The organism is Microbulbifer aggregans, from assembly GCF_001750105.1.
In the GTDB taxonomy this organism is placed as follows: domain Bacteria; phylum Pseudomonadota; class Gammaproteobacteria; order Pseudomonadales; family Cellvibrionaceae; genus Microbulbifer; species Microbulbifer aggregans.
Map to the genome: position 1 here is coordinate 1,597,705 of NZ_CP014143.1, position 17,893 is coordinate 1,615,597.

A 17,893-nucleotide genomic window follows, 5' to 3' on the forward strand; every position below is an offset into this window, starting at 1 on the left:
TTCAAATCCGCGGATCATTGATCCGCACGCACGTGAGAGGAGAGGCCAATGGCCCGGGGAATCAATAAAGTCATCCTGATCGGCAATCTGGGCGCGGATCCGGAAACCCGCTATATGCCCAGCGGCGGTGCCGTTACCAATGTGAACCTGGCGACGTCCGAAACCTGGAAGGACAAGCAGACCGGTCAGCAGCAGGAGCGTACCGAGTGGCACCGGGTGGTGTTCTTCAACCGCCTCGCAGAGATTGCCGGCGAGTACTTGCGCAAGGGCAGCAAGGTCTACATCGAGGGCAGCCTGCGTACCCGCAAGTGGCAGGACAAGCAGTCCGGCCAGGACCGTTACACCACCGAGATTGTCGCCAGCGAGATGCAGATGCTGGACGGTCGTGGTGAGCAGGGCGGCTACGGCCAGGGCATGGGCGGTTACGACCAGCAGCAAGGCGGTGGCTACGGTCAGCAGCAGGGCGGTGGTTTCCAGCAGGGCGGTCAGTCCTCCGGCTACGGACAACAGGGCAACGCCGCACCGTCCCCGATGGCTCCGTCCCAAGGCGGTGGCCACTCCGCTAATCAGGGTGGCAACCAGGGCCCTGCGGGTGGCTTCGATAACAGCTTCGACGACGATATTCCCTTCTAAGGATCTGTCGCGCCAGTGCAAATCCATCACACCGGCTATGCGCCGGATTCAGTCGCGGTCATCGGCTCAGGTGGCAAAGCCGACGGTATGCTGCAGAAGCGACTGCAGCGGGCCGGCTTTCGCGTTCAGCTCCTGAGCCTGGGAGAGCTGGATAAGCTGCGGCCCGGTGCCATGGTGGTGAACGCGATCTGCCTCGGTGGCAGCGAGGCGATGGACCGGGCACTGGAAACCAGCCGTCGGCTGGCGGCAGAAGACACCGGGCCATTGGTGCATATCTCCTCCTACCGGGTGTTTCCGGGAGGGACCCGCAAGCGCTACGACGAGGAGGACGAGCCCGCACCCACTACAGACCAGGGAGAGATGTGGCTCGCGTGCGAGGAGGCCCTGCGGGACCGGCCCGGGGTGACCATCCTGCGCTTCGGCTGGCTGGTTGATCGCAGTGAACAGGCGCTGCTCGGACGTATCCTGAAGGGGATCCTGTCCGGCAAGTCGCTGCAGCTCGATGACTCGAGCAGCGGCAGTCCGGTGACACTGGCAGATCTCTGTCGTGTGGTCGTGGCGGTCGTGCAGCAGCTGGCGAGTGGTGCGCCTGAATCTGGCGTCTATCACTACGGTGCAGCCGATGCCTGTACTGCCCTCGAATTCGGACGCGAAGTGCTCGAGCGGGCGCAGTCGTTTTACGACGAGGATTTCGGGGTGGCGCTGGAGCCGGCGCCGGGAGCGGAAAACCGCAGTGCCGTCCTCGCCTCCGAGAAGTTGCGGGATGTGTTTGGTATCCAGCAGCGCAGCTGGCGCCAGGGCCTGACCCGCCAGGTGGAATTGTGGCTGGAACGCCTCGGCGGCAGCCAGTAATTCAGCCGGATTTACCCCCCCCCAATAAAAAAGGGCGGAACCGATGCCGGTTCCGCCCTTTTTTTGCTCTTCAGCCTGTGACAGGTATCAGACCTTGTCGAATACCAGGCAGGCGTTGGTGCCACCAAAGCCGAAGCTGTTGGACAGCGCGCGCTGGATTTTCGCGTCGCGCTTTTCAGTCACCAGGTCCATGCCCTCGGCCTCGGCATCGCGGTTCTCCACGTTTGCGGACGCAGCGATAAAGTCATTCTGCATCATCAGCAGGCTGTAGATCGCCTCCTGAACGCCAGCGGCACCGAGAGAGTGACCGGTCAGGGATTTGGTGGAGGCGAACGGTGGCACGTTATCGCCGAATACCTCACGCAGGGCGCGGAGTTCTGCCACGTCCCCCACCGGGGTGGAAGTACCGTGGGTGTTGACGTAATCGACGCCGCCTTCCAGTCCCTTGCCGTCCATGCCTGCCAGCGCCTGCTGCATGCAGCGCACTGCACCCTCGCCGCTGGGAGCTACCATGTCATAGCCGTCGGAGGTGGCGCCGTAGCCGGTCAGTTCGGCATAAATGGTCGCCCCACGGGCCTTGGCGTGTTCCATCTCTTCCAGCACCAGGCAGCCGCCGCCGCCGGCGATCACGAAACCATCGCGGTCTGCGTCATACGGGCGGGAGGCGCGCTCGGGCGTGTCGTTGTATTTGCTCGACAGAGCGCCCATCGCGTCGAACAGGTGGGTCAGGCTCCAGGCCAGTTCCTCACCGCCGCCGGCAAAAACGATGTCCTGCTTGCCCATCTGGATCAGTTCAGCGCCGTTGCCGATGCAATGCGCACTGGTGGCACAGGCAGAGGAGATGCTGTAGTTGACTCCCTTGATCTTGAACGGGGTGGCCAGACATGCAGACACCGTGCTACCCATCACCTGCGGCACACGGAAAGCGCCGACGCGGCGCACGCCTTTCTCCTTGAGGGTCTGGGCGGCATCGATAATGGCGGCGGTGGAGGTTCCACCAGAGCCCATGACCAGGCCTGTACGCGGGTTGGAGATGTCACTCTCCTCCAGTCCGGAAGTGCGGATGGCCTCCTGCATGGCGATGTAGGCGTAGGCCGCCGAGTCGCCCATAAAACGCAGGTGTTTGCGGTCAATATGATCCTTGAAATCGATATCGACAGGGCCCGCAACCTGGCTGCGTAGCCCCAGCTCGCGGTATTCGTCCTGGAAGCGGATGCCGCTACGGCCCGCTTGCAGGGATGCGGTGACCGCCTCCAGATTCGTGCCAATGCAGGACGTGATGCCCATTCCGGTGATCGCAACCCGACGCATAGTGGTCTCCGTAAAGCTTGTCGACTGTGGACGTTGTTATTGTGTACTTGGCTCAGTGTCCGTTGGACGACTCGATATTAGAAGTTGTCCGTACGGGTGAACAGGCCGACACGCAGGTCCTTGGCCGTGTAGATCTCGCGTCCATCCACAGAGACGGACCCGTCACCGATACCCATCACCAGCTTGCGCTCGACCAGCCGGCTCATCTGGATATGGTAAGTGACTTTTTTCGCAGTCGGCAAAATTTGTCCGGTGAATTTGACCTCTCCACAGCCGAGGGCGCGGCCACGGCCAGGGTTGCCCTTCCAGGCCAGGAAGTAGCCGAGCAGCTGCCACATGGCGTCCAGGCCCAGGCAGCCGGGCATGACAGGGTCGCCGGGGAAGTGGCATTCGAAGAACCACAGGTCCGGGTGGATATCCAGTTCGGCGATCAGCTCGCCCTTGCCGTAAGCGCCACCGTCTTTTGACACGTGGGTGATGCGGTCAAGCATCAGCATATTGGGGGCGGGCAGCTGGGCGTTGCCCGGGCCGAACATTTCACCCCGAGAACAGGCCAGCAGTTCTTCACGGGTATAGCTACTTTTCTGAACGAAATTACTCATTTTGTTCTCGATTTTGGGCGTTTTTGCAAGAGCGGGCATTCTAAGGGTTGGGGATTTATTGTCCAGACAGTCACCGGCCTATTTGTGACTGGCATGGGGTTTGCTGACTAATTCACAGTGGTTTGCTGCCGCAAATGCCCATGCGGCTTTGGCCTGCCGCGACATGGGCCCTGCCGCTGAACCCGGTAATGAAAATGTGGTAAGTTTCGGGTCCGGCGCGGGGGAGCGCCATCTATTGATCATGGGGATGCAATAAGAATGCTGAAGAAATGTCTGTTTCCGGTGGCCGGCTATGGCACCCGGTTCCTGCCTGCCACCAAAGCCATGCCCAAGGAAATGCTACCGCTAGTGAATAAGCCGCTGGTGCAGTATGGCGTCGAAGAGGCCATCGAGGCCGGCCTGAGCGAGATTGGCTTTGTGACCGGTCGCGGGAAGCGCGCCATCGAGGACCATTTCGACACCAATTTCGAGCTGGAGCACCAGATTTCCGGTACAGGCAAGGAGAAGTACCTGGACAGTGTGCGCCGTGTGATCGACAAGGCCAGCTTCTCCTACACCCGCCAGGGTGAAATGCGCGGCCTCGGCGATGCCATCCTGCAGGGGCAGCGCCTGGTTGGCGATGAGGCATTTGCCGTCGTGCTGGCGGATGACCTCTGCCTCAACGACGGCCTGGGTGTGCTGGGCCAGATGGTGGAGCTCTACAAGCAGTTCCGCTGCAGCATTGTGGCGGTGGAAGAGGTGCCCCGGGAGCAGATTCACAAGTTCGGCGTCATCGCCGGCAACGAGATCAAGCCCGGCCTGTGGCAGGTCACCGACATGGTGGAGAAGCCGCCGGCGGAAGAGGCGCCGAGCAATATGGCCATCATCGGCCGCTACATCCTCACCCCGGACATCTTCGACCTGATCCGCGAGACCCCGCCGGGCAAGAACGGCGAGGTGCAGATCACCGATGCCCTGCTGGCGCAGGCCCAGCGCGGCTGTGTGCTGGCCTACAACTTCAAGGGCCGCCGCTTCGATTGCGGCTCCGTGGATGGCTTCATCGAGGCCACCAATTATGTCTACGAGAACGTGTACCTGCCGGAACAGGCAGAGCTCGAGAATAAGTAAAGGAAAGAAGTAAATGAGTGCACTGACCTGTTTCAAGGCCTACGACCTGCGCGGCCGCGTCCCCGACGAGCTGAATACCGATGTGGCTTACCGGGTGGGCCGCGCCTTTGCCCAGTTTCTTGATGCCCGCCGGGTGGTGGTGGGGCACGATATCCGCCTGACCAGCTCCGAGCTGACCGATGCGCTGGCCAACGGCCTGCGCGATGCCGGCGCCGACGTTTACCATATCGGCGAATGCGGCACCGAGGAGGTCTACTTCTCCACATTTCATGGCGATTTCGATGGTGGTATCTGTGTGACCGCCAGTCACAACCCCATGGATTACAACGGCATGAAGTTCGTGCGCGCCGGCAGCCGCCCGATCAGTGGCGATACCGGCCTGAAGGATATCCAGCGGCTGGCGGAGGAAAACGACTTCGCGCCGGTGGAAAGCCGTGGCGAACTCAAGCGCTTTGAGCACCGTGCCGACTTCGTTCAACATCTGCTGGGTTATGTGGATCGCGAGCAGCTCAAGCCCCTGAAGCTGGTGGTCAATGCCGGTAATGGCGGCGCCGGCTCCGTAGTGGATGCCCTGGCGCCGCACCTGCCGTTCGAGTTCGTCCGCGTGCATCACGAGCCGGACGGCAATTTCCCCAACGGTATCCCCAACCCGCTGCTGCCGGAGAATCGTGCTTCCACTGCCCAGGCGGTAAAGGAAAGTGGCGCTGACTTCGGCATCGCCTGGGATGGCGATTTTGACCGCTGCTTCTTCTTTGATGAAAACGGTGAGTTCATCGAAGGCTACTATGTCGTCGGCCTGCTGGCCGAGGCATTCCTGCTCAAGCAGCAGGGTGCCAAGATCGTCCACGACCCGCGCCTGACCTGGAACACGGTGGATATCGTCAAGTCGGCGGGCGGTGAGCCGGTGCAGAGCAAGACCGGACATGCCTTCATCAAGGAGCGCATGCGCAAGGAAGACGCCATCTACGGTGGCGAAATGAGTGCACACCACTATTTCCGCGACTTCGCCTACTGCGACAGCGGCATGATTCCGTGGCTGCTGGTAGCCGAGCTGGTCAGCCGCAGCGGCAAGCACCTGTCCGAGCTGGTGGGCGAGCGCATGGGTGCTTTCCCCTGTTCCGGTGAGATCAACTCCAAGGTGGAAGATCCGGCAGCGCTGCTGAAGGCTGCGGAAGAGAAGTATGCCCCGAGCGCGGAAAGCGTTGAGCATGTGGATGGACTCAGCGTGGCGTTTGCCGATTGGCGCTTCAATCTGCGCATGTCCAATACCGAGCCGGTGGTGCGCCTGAACGTCGAATCCCGCGGCGACGCGGCGCTGATGCAGGAAAAGACGGAAGAGCTGCTGAAATTGATTCGCGGCTGATCCGGCACTGCAGTGATGCGACCAAGGGCGAACATTGTGTTCGCCCTTTTTCGTTTAGTGCCTAGCATGGAGTGTAGTGGGGGCTCTTTAGCTGGTTAGGCCCTTTCGGGACAAGCCGACAGGGGCCTTACCGGCTAGCGAGCCTTCGCGTGATGCCCGGCGGCCTCGTCTGGCCCTTCAATCCACACTTTTCGAGGGAGGTAGTTCTTTCGAAGGCAGGATGGGTGTGCCCGGTCACATGCCGTAGCCCTCAGTCCGCTTTTTTTGCATAGGAATGGTGGGCAGCGGAGGGGGGCATTGTGGTGAGGGGCTGGAGGGGCCGCTCTTACTTGCCAAAAACGGCATTTGATGCGGAGGAAGGCACTGGTGCTGGCAAGTGCCTGACGGACCTTACGCGGATGTTTTTACGGCGTGTCCGGCAGGTGTTTGTCAGCGGCGGTGCCCCTTTTGAGGTGGCGACAGGCGCAGGGGGGAGGAATTACACCGACCTCTCAACCGCAAAGCTCGCCAGCTGCTGCAGGGCAGTCTTCTGTTCACTTTCTGCCAGAAACGCCAGCTGATCCTTGGCTTCACCCACGGCCGCGCGCGCCCGCTCCATGGTGTAATCCAGGGCCCCGCAGGCCTCGATCGCCGTCACGATCTCGGTCAGCCGCTCGGCACTGCGCTGCTCGATGGCTTCCCGCACCAGCGCGGCCTGTTCGGGCGTGCCGTTGGCCATGGTGTAGATCAGTGGCAGGGTCGGCTTGCCCTCGGCCAGGTCGTCGCCGACATTCTTGCCGAGTTCTTCCGGGTTGCCGCGGTAGTCCAGGGCATCGTCCACCAGCTGGAAGGCCAGTCCCAGTTTGCGGCCGTAGAGCTTGAGCGCGTCACGTGCGTCAGGGGTGCATCCCGCCAGCACTGCGGCGGTCTCACAGGCGGCCTCGAACAGGGCACCGGTCTTCTTGTGGATGACGGTGAGGTAGTTGTCCTCGCCGACCTGCGGGTCTCCCGCGTTCACCAGTTGCTGCACCTCACCCTCGGCGATGGTGTTGGTGGTGTCGGAAAGCACCGCCATGATGTCCATGTTCTCCAGTGCAACCATCATCTGGAAGGCCCGGGAATACAGGAAGTCGCCCACCAGTACCGCGGGCGCGTTGCCCCATTGGGCGTTAGCGGTCAGGCGGCCGCGGCGGCGTTCGGAGGTGTCCACCACGTCGTCGTGGAGCAGAGTCGCAGTGTGGATAAATTCGATGATGGTGGCCAGGTCGATATGGCTCTGGCCCTGATAGCCCGCGGCCCGGGCGCAGAGCAGCACCAGTAGTGGGCGCAGTCGCTTGCCCCCGGCCTCGACCAGGTAATGGCCGATGTTCTCCACCAGGGGGACATCCGAGTGCAATTGGTCGAGAATGCGCTGATTGACCGCGGCGAAATCGTCCGCGGCGACCCGGTGGAAAGGCAACATGCGAGGGTTCCTTATACTGCTTTATTAGGGCTGTCAGAGTCGCCGCCACCGCGGCGCGGGCGCTATTGTATCAATCACGGGAATTGATTAGAATCTGCGCCCCGTTTGACCGGCCCTCCCGGCCTGTCGCGGACAAGCTGTTTTAACACACGGCGCAAGCTCCCGAAATGCGGAGCAGTGACTACCTGGTTTTGGAGTCCGCCCGCTGCTTCGTGTCGTCCATTCGGAGCATAGAGATATGTACGCTGTAATTGAAAGCGGTGGCAAGCAGCACCGCGTAGAAGAGGGCGAAGTACTTCGCCTGGAGAAGCTGGAAGTTGCAACCGGCGATTCCATCGATTTTGACAAGGTACTGATGGTCGTCGACGGCGACAAGATCAACATCGGTGCCCCCGTTGTAGACGGCGCTAAAGTGACTGCCGAAGTGGTCAGCCACGGCCGCGGCGAAAAGGTGAGAATCATCAAGTTCCGCCGTCGCAAGCACTCCATGAAGCGTCAGGGCCACCGTCAGTGGTACACCGAAGTTAAAATCACTGGCATCAAGGCATAAGCAGAGGAGTAACGACTCATGGCACACAAGAAAGCTGGCGGTAGTACGCGCAATGGGCGCGATTCCGAAAGTAAACGCCTGGGCGTGAAGCGCTTTGGCGGCCAGGCCGTAGCGGCAGGCAACATCATCGTGCGTCAGCGCGGCACCAAGTTCCACGCTGGCGTCAACGTTGGTATGGGCAAGGACCACACCCTGTTTGCTACCGCGGACGGCGTTGTGAAGTTCGAGGTGAAGGGCCCCAACAACCGTAAGTTTGTCTCCATCGAGACTGCCTAAGCGGTAAAAGCCCAAGCTTCACGAAAAGCCCCGCACATTGCGGGGCTTTTTTGTTTCGGGACTCGCGAGTCCGGGTAGGAAAAGGTTGCGCAGGTTACACTGCCAGATACAGGAATGGCCGCAGCAGCGGTGGAGAACGCATGAAATTTGTCGATGAGGCGCCCATACACGTACAGGCCGGCAAGGGCGGCAACGGCTGTCTGAGCTTCCGCCGGGAAAAGTTCGTCGAGAAGGGCGGCCCCGATGGTGGTGACGGTGGTGACGGAGGCTCCGTTTATCTGGTTGCCGATCAGTCCCTCAACACCCTGGTGGACTACCGCTATCAACCTCGCTACAAGGCCGAGAGTGGTGAGCCGGGTCGCGGCCGCAACTGCACCGGCGCCAAAGGCGAGGACCTGGAGTTGAAGGTGCCGGTAGGCACTACGGTCATCGATACCGATACCGGCGAGACGCTGGGTGACCTGACCGAGCCCGGGCAGCGCCTGATGGTCGCCCAGGGCGGTTGGCACGGTCTCGGCAACACCCGCTACAAGTCCAGTACCAACCGCGCGCCACGCCAGACCACCAATGGTACGCCCGGTGAGGAGCGTACCCTGAAGCTGGAGCTCAAGGTGCTGGCCGATGTGGGCATGCTGGGATTGCCCAATGCCGGCAAGTCCACTTTCATCCGCGCCGTTTCCGCGGCCAAGCCGAAAGTGGCCAATTACCCTTTCACCACCCTGGTGCCGAACCTTGGCGTTGTGCAGGTGGAAAGGCACCGCAGCTTCGTGATTGCAGACATTCCCGGGCTGATCGAGGGGGCGGCTGAGGGGGCTGGTCTGGGTATCCGCTTCCTCAAGCACCTGACCCGTTGTCGTGTGCTGCTGCATCTGGTGGATCTGGCGCCATTTGACGGTTCCGATCCTGTAGAGAATGCCCGTGCCATTGAGCGCGAGCTGGCGTCTTTCAGCCCCACCTTGGCCAATCGCGAACGCTGGCTGGTGCTGAACAAAACCGACTTGGTGCCGGCAGCAGAGCTGGACGAGCGCTGTCAGGCCATCGTGGATGCGCTTGGCTGGGAAGGGCCGGTATTTCGTGTGGCCGCTATCCGCAAGGAGGGCACCGATGTGCTTGCCGGGCGCCTGATGGACTACCTGGAAGAGCGCAAGGAAGAGGAGGCCGCTAATCCCGAGCTGGTCGAGGCGGAGCTGGAGGCGCAGCGGCAGATGCAGCGAGAGGCGCGCGAGCGCATCGAAGAGCTGCGCGAAGCCCACCGGGCCAAGCGCCAGGCCGATCAGGATGAGGGTGACGATGACGATTGGGACGACGATGACCACGACGTCGATATAGAATACCGCCACTGAGGTCGGGAGGGCCGACCTCTGTGCCCTGCATTGGGGCGGTTTCGGGGGGAACATGGATTTCGTAGCGGCTCGCCAGCGGTTGGCAGGTACCCGGCGCTGGGTCATCAAGATCGGCAGTGCGTTGATTACCAATAATGGTCGCGGTGTGAACCGCGAGGCCATTTTCCAGTGGGTCAGCCAGATGGCGGCGCTGCGTGCCCGGGGTATCGAGGTGCTGCTGGTTTCCTCCGGGGCCGTGGCCGCGGGCATGGACCGCCTGGGATGGCATCGTCGCCCGGAGTCCATCCATCAGTTGCAGGCTGCTGCCGCGGTGGGGCAGAGCCACCTGGTGCAGGTCTACGAGCAGGCCTTCGGTCAGTTCGACTGCCGCACCGCCCAGATCCTGCTCGACCACGACGACCTCTCCAATCGCACCCGCTACCTCAATGCCCGCAGTACCCTGCGAACATTGCTCTCCCTCGGCGTGGTTCCGATCATCAACGAAAACGATACGGTGGTAACCGACGAGATCCGTTTCGGCGACAACGACACTCTGGCGGCGCTGGTGGCCAATCTGGTGGAGGCCGAGGCGTTGATGATACTCACCGATGCCGACGGTCTGTTTACCGAAGATCCCCGCGACAATCCCGCCGCAGAGTTGATTCGTGAGGGCTCCGCTGGCAATCCGGCGTTGATGGGGATGGCGGGTGGGTCCCGCAGTGGTCTCGGCCGCGGTGGCATGGCTACAAAAGTGCGAGCCGCCCAGCTGGCGGCGCGCTCCGGCGCCGGGACGGTCATTGTTGGTGGCGCCGTGGACAATGTCATCGAGCGGGTCAGCGGTGGTGAGCGCCTGGGTACTCTGCTGTTGCCGGAGGCCGACCCCATGACCGCGCGCAAGCGCTGGCTGGCTGGTCAGTTGCAGGTGCGCGGGCGCCTGGTACTGGATGCCGGCGCGGAGCGGGCGCTGCGGGATAGTGGTCGCAGCCTGCTGGCGGTGGGCGTTAGTGCTGTCGAGGGTGGGTTTCGTCGCGGTGAGCTGGTGTCCTGCTGTAATACCGCTGGAGTGGAGGTTGCGCGGGGTCTGGTGAACTACGACAGTAGCGAGACGGCCCGTATCGTGGGTCAGCCTTCAGAGCGCTTTGTGGAGCTGCTGGGTTACCGGGATGACGAAGAGCTGATCCATCGCGACAACCTGATCCTGCTATAGGCCTGCCGGTTAACGTGGCCCGAAAACAAAAAACCCCGCCGATGGCGGGGTTTTTGCGTTCTGAGCGCGGATCAGGCAGCCAGTGCTTTGATCTTGGCGTTCAGGCGGCTCTTGTGACGGGCGGCCTTATTCTTGTGAATAATGCCCTTGTCCGCCATACGGTCGATGACCGGTACCGCTTCCGCGTAGGCTGTCTTGGCTTTTTCCGCATCACCTGCATCAATGGCCGCAACTACCTTCTTGATGTAGGTGCGCACCATGGAGCGCAGGCTGGCGTTGTGTTTACGGCGCTTGTCGTTCTGGCGCGCGCGTTTCTTCGCTTGAGGTGAGTTGGCCACCGGTTGCTCCTGTTGGAATCTAAAAACTCTGTAACTAACGGGCCGGGGCCCGATTGGGACGCGACATTATCCCCACAGTTGGTTGTTTGTCAACCGCTTCCGGGGCTTGCGGCGGTCTGTCCATTTCCGGTCAATCCATTGGGTAGCAGGAGCGTGAACACGGCGCCCTTATTGTCTTTGCGATTGGCCGCTGTGAGCCGCCCGCCGTGGAATTCGGCGATGAGCCGGGCGATATAAAGACCCAGCCCCAGGTGGCCACCGCGGTCGCCGTCACCACGAACCGAGACCAAAGAGTCGAACAGCTTTCGGTCGAACCCTTCCGGCAGCAATGGCCCCTCGTTTTCCACCTGAATCCAGTAGGTGTCGCCCTGGCAGCGGGCGTGTACCCGGATCTCGCTGCCAGCGGGGGCAAAGCTCACGGCGTTGTCCACCAGCTTGTCCATCAGCTGGGCCAGCAGCTCGGGTGCGCCGTGACAGGGAAGCGGAGCGTCGGGGCAGTCGAGTAGGAACTGCTGAGTCGGATGGGCATCGCCGTAGCACTGCAGCAGTGCTTGCAGCAGGTCTGCCAGATCAAACGACTCGCGCTCCGCGTGGCGAATACTGGCCTCCAGGTCGCTGGCGGCAGACAGGCTGTTGAGGATACCGCTGAGCCTTGCACTGCCCTCCTGCGCCCGCTCCGCATAGCGGCGGCTATCCGCCGGTAACTCGGCCATGGACAGGTTGTCCAGCGATGAGCGCACTACGGCCAGGGGCGTGCGCAGCTCGTGGGAGAGCTTGCTGGCCAGGGTTCGCAGGTAGTGATGGTAACGGTCGAGCTCTGCCAGCAGGTCGGCAAAAGCGCGGTTGAGGTCGCCCAGCTCGTCACCGAGGCGGGCCCGCGGGAAGTCGCCGCGCAGGCGGCCGCTGCCATCGATGGCATTGGTCGCGGCCCGATGCAGTCTGCGAACCCGCCAGGAAAGCCAACTGGCGTAGCCGAGCAGCAGCAATGCCGCGGCGCCGGCGGCAGTGGCGGATAGAAGCCAAAGGCGGTGAGCGGCCGACTCCGTCAGTGCCAGGACGCTGTCGCCGGACTGGAGCGCGATGACCCGGCCCAGCAGCGGGCGCTCGACAATGGCGTCGGCCCGGGTGATCACTGGCACGCTGGCCGCGGCGATGCGGCCATCCCGGGGGGCGCGGAACCAGTGAATGCTTGGAACACGCAGATTGGCCTGGAATACCGGTAGGCCGTCATCAGGGAGCGCAGGCAAGTCGCCCCTGTTCAGCAGTTTGCGGTAGGCCCAGCTCTGTAGCCAGGACTGCTCGGCCCCGGCGGGGCGCTGAGTCTGAATGGTGCCGGAAGAGGCGAGCAGGTAGCCCTCGCTGTCGACGACGGCGAGCCTGAGTCCTTGCCTGTCGAAGTGCTCCAGTTCAGTTTGCAGGGCTCGCAGCGGCTGTACCAGGCGGCCGGGAATGCCGTCGCCGGGGAGGGTCGAGGCCAGCCTGGAGGGGGTGCCGCCGTTGCTGTGGCGACGGTCGAGCACGGTGATTGCCATCTCACCGTCGGTCAGGACGTGGGGCAGGCTCAGCTCCAGCTGGTAGCCATTGGCCGACGAGGTCCAGCGACCCCGCAGACGCAGCTCCCGATCGACACCGCCGCGCTGCCGGTTGTGCCACAGGGCTACGGTCGGCCCCTGGCTGGCTACGGGGAGGGTGTAGTGGCGGCCGCCGGTTTGAATCTCTACCGCGTCGCCGCTGGCACGCAGGCCAGTGCGGGGATCGTGGTGGCTGGGGGTGTCATCGCTCACAGTAAGCAGAAGGTAAATGCGTTCGCCGCTCAACCCCAGTGTGGCCCTTGCCATTGGCTGGCCGTCCGCATCTACGAGTTGTTGTGGGGCGAGGGACCACTGCCGCCACTCGTCGCCGTAGCCGTCGACCAGGGGGGCTTGTGGCAGCGGGTTGAGGTAAAGCTGGGCCCCGGGGGGGCGATGTTGCCGCTCGGGGTCGGGCAGGATCAGTTGCGGGGCGCTGGCCAGGCGCGCGGCCACGGCGCTGGCGGTTGCCTCCAGTGCCTGCACCTGTCCGTCGGCGAGGGCCTCGTCGACCTGGCGCAAGTACTGGCAGCCCGCCCATGGCATGGCCAGGGTGACCAGGCTGACGAGGAGGAGCTGGCGTCTCAGTCTCACCGTCTAATACCCGACGCTCGTTGAGTGCATGGCCGGCTCAGGCCTGCCAGCGGTAGCCGAGGCCGTAGGCGGTGGCAATGGCATCGAATGCACGGTCCACATCCTGGAATTTCCGGCGAATGCGCTTGACGTGGGAGGTGATGGTGCTGTCGTCCAGCACGACCTGGGCGGCCTCCATCAGCTGGCTGCGGGACTTCACATGGCCCGGCCGGCGCGCCAGTGCGTGCACGATCCAGAACTCGGTGACGGTGAGGTCGACGGGGTCGCCACCCCAGCGGCAGTGCATGCGTTCAACGTCGAGTTCCAGGGCGCCCTGTTGCAGGCGCTCGCCCTCGTCGTCGCGGCTTTTCAGTACACTCACACGCCGTAGCAGTGCGTTAATCCGGGCCTGCATATGGGGCAGGGATATGTCTTTGGTGAGGTAGTCATCGGCGCCCAGGCGCAGGCCGGAAATGATATCCAGTTCAGAGTCGCGGGCGGTGAGGAACAGGATCGGCAGAGCCGGTGCCATGGCCCGCAATTCGCGGCAGAGTTCGAAGCCTCCTTCCACCTCTGCGCCGAGGCCGACATCGATGACCGCAAGATCCGGCAACCGCTGCCGGAAGGCGTCCAGCGCCTCGCTGCGGGTCTCGTACAAATTGACCTGGTAGCCGCTGCGGCGCAGGGCGTCGCGATAGTTTTCAGCGATCGCTCGCTCGTCCTCAACGATGGCAATGGTGGGATTCATGGCTGCTTCGGCGTTTTTTTAGTCATGCGGGGGCATGATGCCCCATTTGCAGGGAGGAGGCGAGCGGCTGCGGCCTTTGGGGCATCCACTGGTGGATGCCCCGGCAGAGGTCTGGAAAGCCTGGTGTGGGTGGGCTCAGAGTCCGGCGGTGGACTCTGGCACGACGAAGTGGATGTCGACGCGGCGCTCCATGGCGTAGGCGTCGATGTCGCCGCGGGGGGCCTGGGAGTAAGTGGCACCGAGTGCCTTGCGGCTGATTCTTGCGCTGTCGATGCCCCTGGCAGTCAGTGCCCGCTGCACGCTCAGTGCACGCTGGTCCGAAAGCACGTTGTTGTAGCCGTCGCTACCGCGGGGATCGGAATGCCCCTCCAGCTGGATTTGCAGCTGTGGGTGGCGCTGAAGGAACTCGGTGAGCGCCGAGATCTGGTGCAGCTGGGTTTCGGCCAGCTGGTCGTTACCGGTGGTGAAAAAGAGCTGGAATTGCAGGCTGTCAGCGGCCAGCTGGTTGGCATCGTTAGCCGAGAGGCGCGCTGCGTCCAGTTGGTGGGCCAGGTTTTCCAGTTCGCTGCGGCTCTCTGTGAGTTGTGATGCCAGCATGGTTGCCTCTTCTGCCTGTTTAATCTGCTCGCCCAGCCAGGCTCCACCAAGGGCGCCGGCGATAAATCCAATGGGGCCGCCAACTGCAGCGCCCGCGACTGCGGCGCCAGTGAAGGCGGTGGCCTGCTTGGCCGGGGTGAGTTTCGATCCTTGATACTCTGCGGTGTCCGCCTGGGCGCCCGATGCGATTACTGTTCCCAGGGTCACTGCGATTATTACTTTTTTCACTGTCGTTCTCCTTGCGGTAGTTTCAGTTTCGGCGGGCACCGTTTCTGGCCCGGTCGAGACTTATTTAAAGTCCGCAAGAAGGCATCGGCATGGCGCCGATGAGGCAAATCTGGGTGCAATTATGGCGAATGATGGCATCCGCCGGCCCGCGCACCCCGCGGGCTAATGCTGGCGCCGAAACCGATGGTCTCGAGGCGTGTCTATCCGGACGCGAACCCGCTTCGGGCGGGGGCCTAGTGCCACGGCGACATACAGCAGGACTGCCAGCGCCAGGGCGATCAGTAAAGCGTTGATGGTCATCCGTCATCTCCTTACGCCACCAGTCCTGTGCGGCGCGCCTTTCGCTCTTCCTGAGTATAGTTTGCCTGTGACCACGCGGTAGGCAAATCTGCAGGCTTGGCGGCGTCCGGGCCCGTTTTTTGCGGTAGACTTGCCGGCCTTTCCACCAATGCCGTCTCCGGGAGTCAGTGAATTGTCCTCAGAGTCCGCCAGCGACGAAAAGTCCACCGCTTCGCGCGCCCCCGGGCTGCTGCGCGGGAGTTCCGTGGTTGGCGGGGCAACCCTGCTGTCCCGTGTCATGGGGCTGGCGCGGGACATGGTGTTCGCACGCTTTGCCGGCGCCGGGGACGCGGCCGATGCTTTCTTCGTCGCCTTCAAGATCCCCAACTTCTTCCGCCGCCTGTTCGCCGAGGGCGCCTTCGCCCAGGCCTTTGTACCGGTGCTGGCGGAGTATAGGCAGAAAGGCGGCATCGCCGCGGCCCGTGAGCTCAACGACCGGGTGGCCGGAGCCCTTGGCGGCACCCTGCTGCTGGTGACCCTGTTCGGTATCCTGTGCGCGCCGCTGGTGGCGGGAATTTTCGCATTCGGATGGTGGTGGGACGGCAGTGAGCGGGAAAAGTTCGCTCTGGCCACCGACATGCTGCGCATCACCTTCCCCTACCTGATGCTGATTTCCCTGACTGGCTTTGCCGGGGCTGTGCTCAACAGTTTCGATCGCTTTGCTGTTCCTGCCCTGACTCCCGTGCTGCTCAATCTGGTGTTGATCGGCGCTGCTGTGATCGGTACCCGCTGGTTCGAGCCGCCGATCATGGCGCTGGCCTGGGGTGTGCTGGCCGCCGGGGTGGTGCAGTTGCTGTTCCAAGTGCCATTCCTGGTGCGCATGGGGCTCTTGCCCAGGCCCAAGTGGGACTGGCGCTATCCGGGTGTTCGCAAGATCCTGCGCCTGATGGCGCCGGCGATCTTCGGTGTCTCGGTCACCCAGATCAGTCTGGTGCTGGATACGGTGCTGGCCTCCTTCCTGCCCACGGGCAGCGTGTCCTGGCTGTATTTCTCCGACCGGCTCGTCGAGTTGCCGCTTGGCGTGTTCGGGGTGGCCGTGGCGACCGTGATCCTGCCGAACCTGTCGCGGCAGCACGTAGGGGGCGATCCGCAGCGCTTCAGCCAGACACTGGATTGGGCGTTGCGCTCGGTGACCCTGATATCCCTGCCGGCGGCGCTGGCGCTGATCGTGCTGGCCGAGCCCCTGCTGACCACGCTGTTCCAGTACGGGCGCATGGAGCCCCGGGATATGGCGATGGCCGCCTGGTCACTGCGTGCCTACGCATTGGGCCTGCTGGGCTTCATGTTGATCAAGGTGCTGGCGCCGGGCTACTTCGCCCGTCAGGACACCTATACCCCGGTGCGCTTCGGCCTGATCGCCATCGCCGCCAAGATGCTGCTGAGCCTCGCCTTCGTCATTCCGCTGCACCACTATTTCCGCCTCGGACACATGGGGCTGGCACTGGCCACCGCGGCCCAGGCCGCCCTTAATGCGTGGTTGTTGTTCAAGGGGCTGCGCCGCGACCAGGTTTATCGGCCGGAGCGGGGTTGGGCGGTGTTCCTGCTGCGCCTGATGGCCGCCAACCTGGCCATGGTGGGCCTGTTGCTGGGTGCACTGGCGGTGTGGCCCGAGTGGAGTGACTGGTCCTGGTGGGAGCGTGCGTGGCGGATGGGCGTACTGGTTGCGGGTGGCGGAGGCGCCTACCTGTTGGTGCTGCTCGTCAGCGGTCTGCGCCCCCGCCATTTCCGACCTCAGGCCTAGCATTGCCGCGGTCGCGGCCACTGACCGCACACCCCGAATCCGCTATACTGCGGCGCTCAATTTTGTGAGGATGGGAAAGCCCCTTGGTCCAGGAGCGCGAACTGATCCGCGGGTTGCACAACCTGCGTCCCCGCCACCGCGGTTGTGTGGCCACTATCGGCTCGTTCGATGGGGTGCACCGCGGACACCAGGCGATCATTGCGCAGGTTCGCGAACGGGCGCGCGAGCACGGTGTGCCCTCGGTGGCCATGATCTTCGAGCCCCAGCCCCACGAGTTCTTCTCTGGTGAGCGGGCCCCGGCGCGGCTGATGCGCTTCAAGGAGAAGGTGCAGGCGCTATTTGATGCGGGTATCGACCGCGTGCTGTGCCTGTACTTTAACGGGCACCTGCGCAGTCTCAGCGGCGAGGCCTTTATCCGGCAGATCCTGGTCGATGGTCTGGATATCCGTCACCTGGTGGTGGGGGACGATTTCCGCTTCGGCTGTGACCGCAGCGGCGACTACCAGTTGTTGCAGAAGCACGGCGCCGAGGCGGGCTATACGGTGGAGGATACCGCCACCGTGGAAATCCGTGGCGAGCGGGTCAGTAGCACCCGCATCCGCCAGGCCCTGGAGAGCGGGGACTTTGAACTGGCGGAAACCCTGCTGGGCAAGCCCTACCAGATTACCGGCCGCGTGGCCCCCGGCCGTGCCCTGGGTCGCCAGCTGGGTGCGCCGACCGCGAACGTACGGCTGCACCGCTACCGCTCACCGTTGGTGGGTGTTTACACCGTGCGGGTGCGGGCCACCGATGGCAGTGAACTGGCAGCCGGGCGTCGGGAGGTGGACGGGGTGGCCAATGTGGGCTTTCGCCCCACGGTGGAGGGCGAGGGCGCCCAGCCACTGCTGGAGGTCAACCTGTTCGACTTTAGCGGTGATCTCTATGGCCGCGAGCTGGCGGTGGAGTTCTGCCACAAGTTGCGGGACGAGGAGAAGTTTGACTCCCTCGAGATTCTCAAGGCGCAGATTGCCCAGGATATCCGCGATGCACGGGCCTGGTTTGATCAGCACCCCCGGCCATCGGATGCCCGCTGAATCCACGGCCCAACAACAAATTTC

At 63.2% G+C, this 17,893-nt stretch carries 17 protein-coding genes; 10 read left to right on the forward strand and 7 right to left on the reverse strand.

Translation table 11 applies throughout. From position 1 onward, the window contains the following. Positions 1–48: 48 nt before the first annotated feature. Positions 49–633, forward strand: coding sequence for a single-stranded DNA-binding protein (gene ssb, locus AUP74_RS06995; RefSeq protein WP_069946950.1), 585 nt, complete (start codon positions 49–51; stop codon positions 631–633). A 15-nt stretch (positions 634–648) separates the two neighbouring features. Next, on the forward strand, positions 649–1,485 hold the full coding sequence (locus AUP74_RS07000; protein WP_145924337.1) for a sugar nucleotide-binding protein: 837 nt from the start codon (positions 649–651) through the stop codon (positions 1,483–1,485). An 87-nt stretch (positions 1,486–1,572) separates the two neighbouring features. Here AUP74_RS07000 and fabB read toward each other — a convergent pair whose 3' ends face one another. After that, positions 1,573–2,796: a beta-ketoacyl-ACP synthase I gene (fabB, locus tag AUP74_RS07005; protein ID WP_069946951.1), complete on the reverse strand. Its 1,224-nt coding sequence runs from the start codon at positions 2,794–2,796 to the stop codon at positions 1,573–1,575. Between the two features lie 77 nt (positions 2,797–2,873). Further along, positions 2,874–3,398: a 3-hydroxyacyl-[acyl-carrier-protein] dehydratase FabA gene (fabA, locus tag AUP74_RS07010; RefSeq protein WP_069948749.1), complete on the reverse strand. Its 525-nt coding sequence runs from the start codon at positions 3,396–3,398 to the stop codon at positions 2,874–2,876. Positions 3,399–3,656: 258 nt separating this feature from the next. Here fabA and galU point away from each other — a divergent pair, with 258 nt between their 5' ends. Both galU and AUP74_RS07020 read left to right on the forward strand, forming a co-directional pair. Next, complete coding sequence (galU, locus tag AUP74_RS07015; protein WP_069946952.1) at positions 3,657–4,505, forward strand: UTP--glucose-1-phosphate uridylyltransferase GalU; 849 nt, start codon at positions 3,657–3,659, stop codon at positions 4,503–4,505. Between the two features lie 13 nt (positions 4,506–4,518). Beyond that, on the forward strand, positions 4,519–5,868 hold the full coding sequence (locus AUP74_RS07020) for a phosphohexomutase domain-containing protein (RefSeq protein ID WP_069946953.1): 1,350 nt from the start codon (positions 4,519–4,521) through the stop codon (positions 5,866–5,868). A 478-nt stretch (positions 5,869–6,346) separates the two neighbouring features. Here the strand turns inward: AUP74_RS07020 and AUP74_RS07025 are convergent, their stop codons facing one another. After that, positions 6,347–7,309: a polyprenyl synthetase family protein gene (locus tag AUP74_RS07025; protein ID WP_069946954.1), complete on the reverse strand. Its 963-nt coding sequence runs from the start codon at positions 7,307–7,309 to the stop codon at positions 6,347–6,349. 238 nt (positions 7,310–7,547) lie between these two features. On the opposite strand from AUP74_RS07025, the gene rplU reads away from it, so the two are divergent. The 4 genes from rplU (at position 7,548) to proB (ending at position 10,664) form a co-directional block, all read left to right on the forward strand. Further along, the gene (gene rplU, locus AUP74_RS07030) at positions 7,548–7,859 is read left to right on the forward strand and encodes a 50S ribosomal protein L21 (RefSeq protein WP_069946955.1); all 312 of its coding nucleotides are present in this window, start codon (positions 7,548–7,550) and stop codon (positions 7,857–7,859) included. A gap of 18 nt (positions 7,860–7,877) precedes the next feature. Continuing rightward, positions 7,878–8,135: a 50S ribosomal protein L27 gene (rpmA, locus tag AUP74_RS07035; protein WP_067086922.1), complete on the forward strand. Its 258-nt coding sequence runs from the start codon at positions 7,878–7,880 to the stop codon at positions 8,133–8,135. A gap of 140 nt (positions 8,136–8,275) precedes the next feature. Beyond that, positions 8,276–9,478, forward strand: a complete 1,203-nt coding sequence (gene cgtA / locus AUP74_RS07040) for an Obg family GTPase CgtA (RefSeq protein ID WP_069946956.1) — start codon at positions 8,276–8,278, stop codon at positions 9,476–9,478. Between the two features lie 52 nt (positions 9,479–9,530). After that, on the forward strand, positions 9,531–10,664 hold the full coding sequence (gene proB / locus AUP74_RS07045; RefSeq protein ID WP_069946957.1) for a glutamate 5-kinase: 1,134 nt from the start codon (positions 9,531–9,533) through the stop codon (positions 10,662–10,664). Between the two features lie 71 nt (positions 10,665–10,735). On the opposite strand, the gene rpsT is transcribed toward proB, so the two are convergent. From rpsT to AUP74_RS07065, 4 genes are all read right to left on the reverse strand, one after another. After that, positions 10,736–11,002, reverse strand: coding sequence for a 30S ribosomal protein S20 (rpsT, locus tag AUP74_RS07050; RefSeq protein ID WP_067086911.1), 267 nt, complete (start codon positions 11,000–11,002; stop codon positions 10,736–10,738). Positions 11,003–11,091: 89 nt separating this feature from the next. Next, on the reverse strand, positions 11,092–13,164 hold the full coding sequence (locus tag AUP74_RS07055) for an ATP-binding protein (protein WP_069946958.1): 2,073 nt from the start codon (positions 13,162–13,164) through the stop codon (positions 11,092–11,094). 37 nt (positions 13,165–13,201) lie between these two features. Beyond that, positions 13,202–13,891 (reverse strand): proteobacterial dedicated sortase system response regulator, encoded by a 690-nt coding sequence (gene pdsR / locus AUP74_RS07060; protein WP_069946959.1) that lies wholly within the window; start codon positions 13,889–13,891, stop codon positions 13,202–13,204. A 135-nt stretch (positions 13,892–14,026) separates the two neighbouring features. After that, a complete protein-coding gene (locus tag AUP74_RS07065; protein WP_069946960.1) occupies positions 14,027–14,716 on the reverse strand; it encodes an OmpA family protein in 690 nt (229 codons plus the stop codon). A gap of 472 nt (positions 14,717–15,188) precedes the next feature. Between AUP74_RS07065 and murJ the strand changes: the two genes are divergently transcribed. Both murJ and ribF read left to right on the forward strand, forming a co-directional pair. Further along, complete coding sequence (murJ, locus tag AUP74_RS07070; RefSeq protein WP_418287626.1) at positions 15,189–16,796, forward strand: murein biosynthesis integral membrane protein MurJ; 1,608 nt, start codon at positions 15,189–15,191, stop codon at positions 16,794–16,796. Positions 16,797–16,879: 83 nt separating this feature from the next. After that, complete coding sequence (gene ribF / locus AUP74_RS07075; protein WP_069946962.1) at positions 16,880–17,869, forward strand: bifunctional riboflavin kinase/FAD synthetase; 990 nt, start codon at positions 16,880–16,882, stop codon at positions 17,867–17,869. Positions 17,870–17,893: the final 24 nt, after the last annotated feature.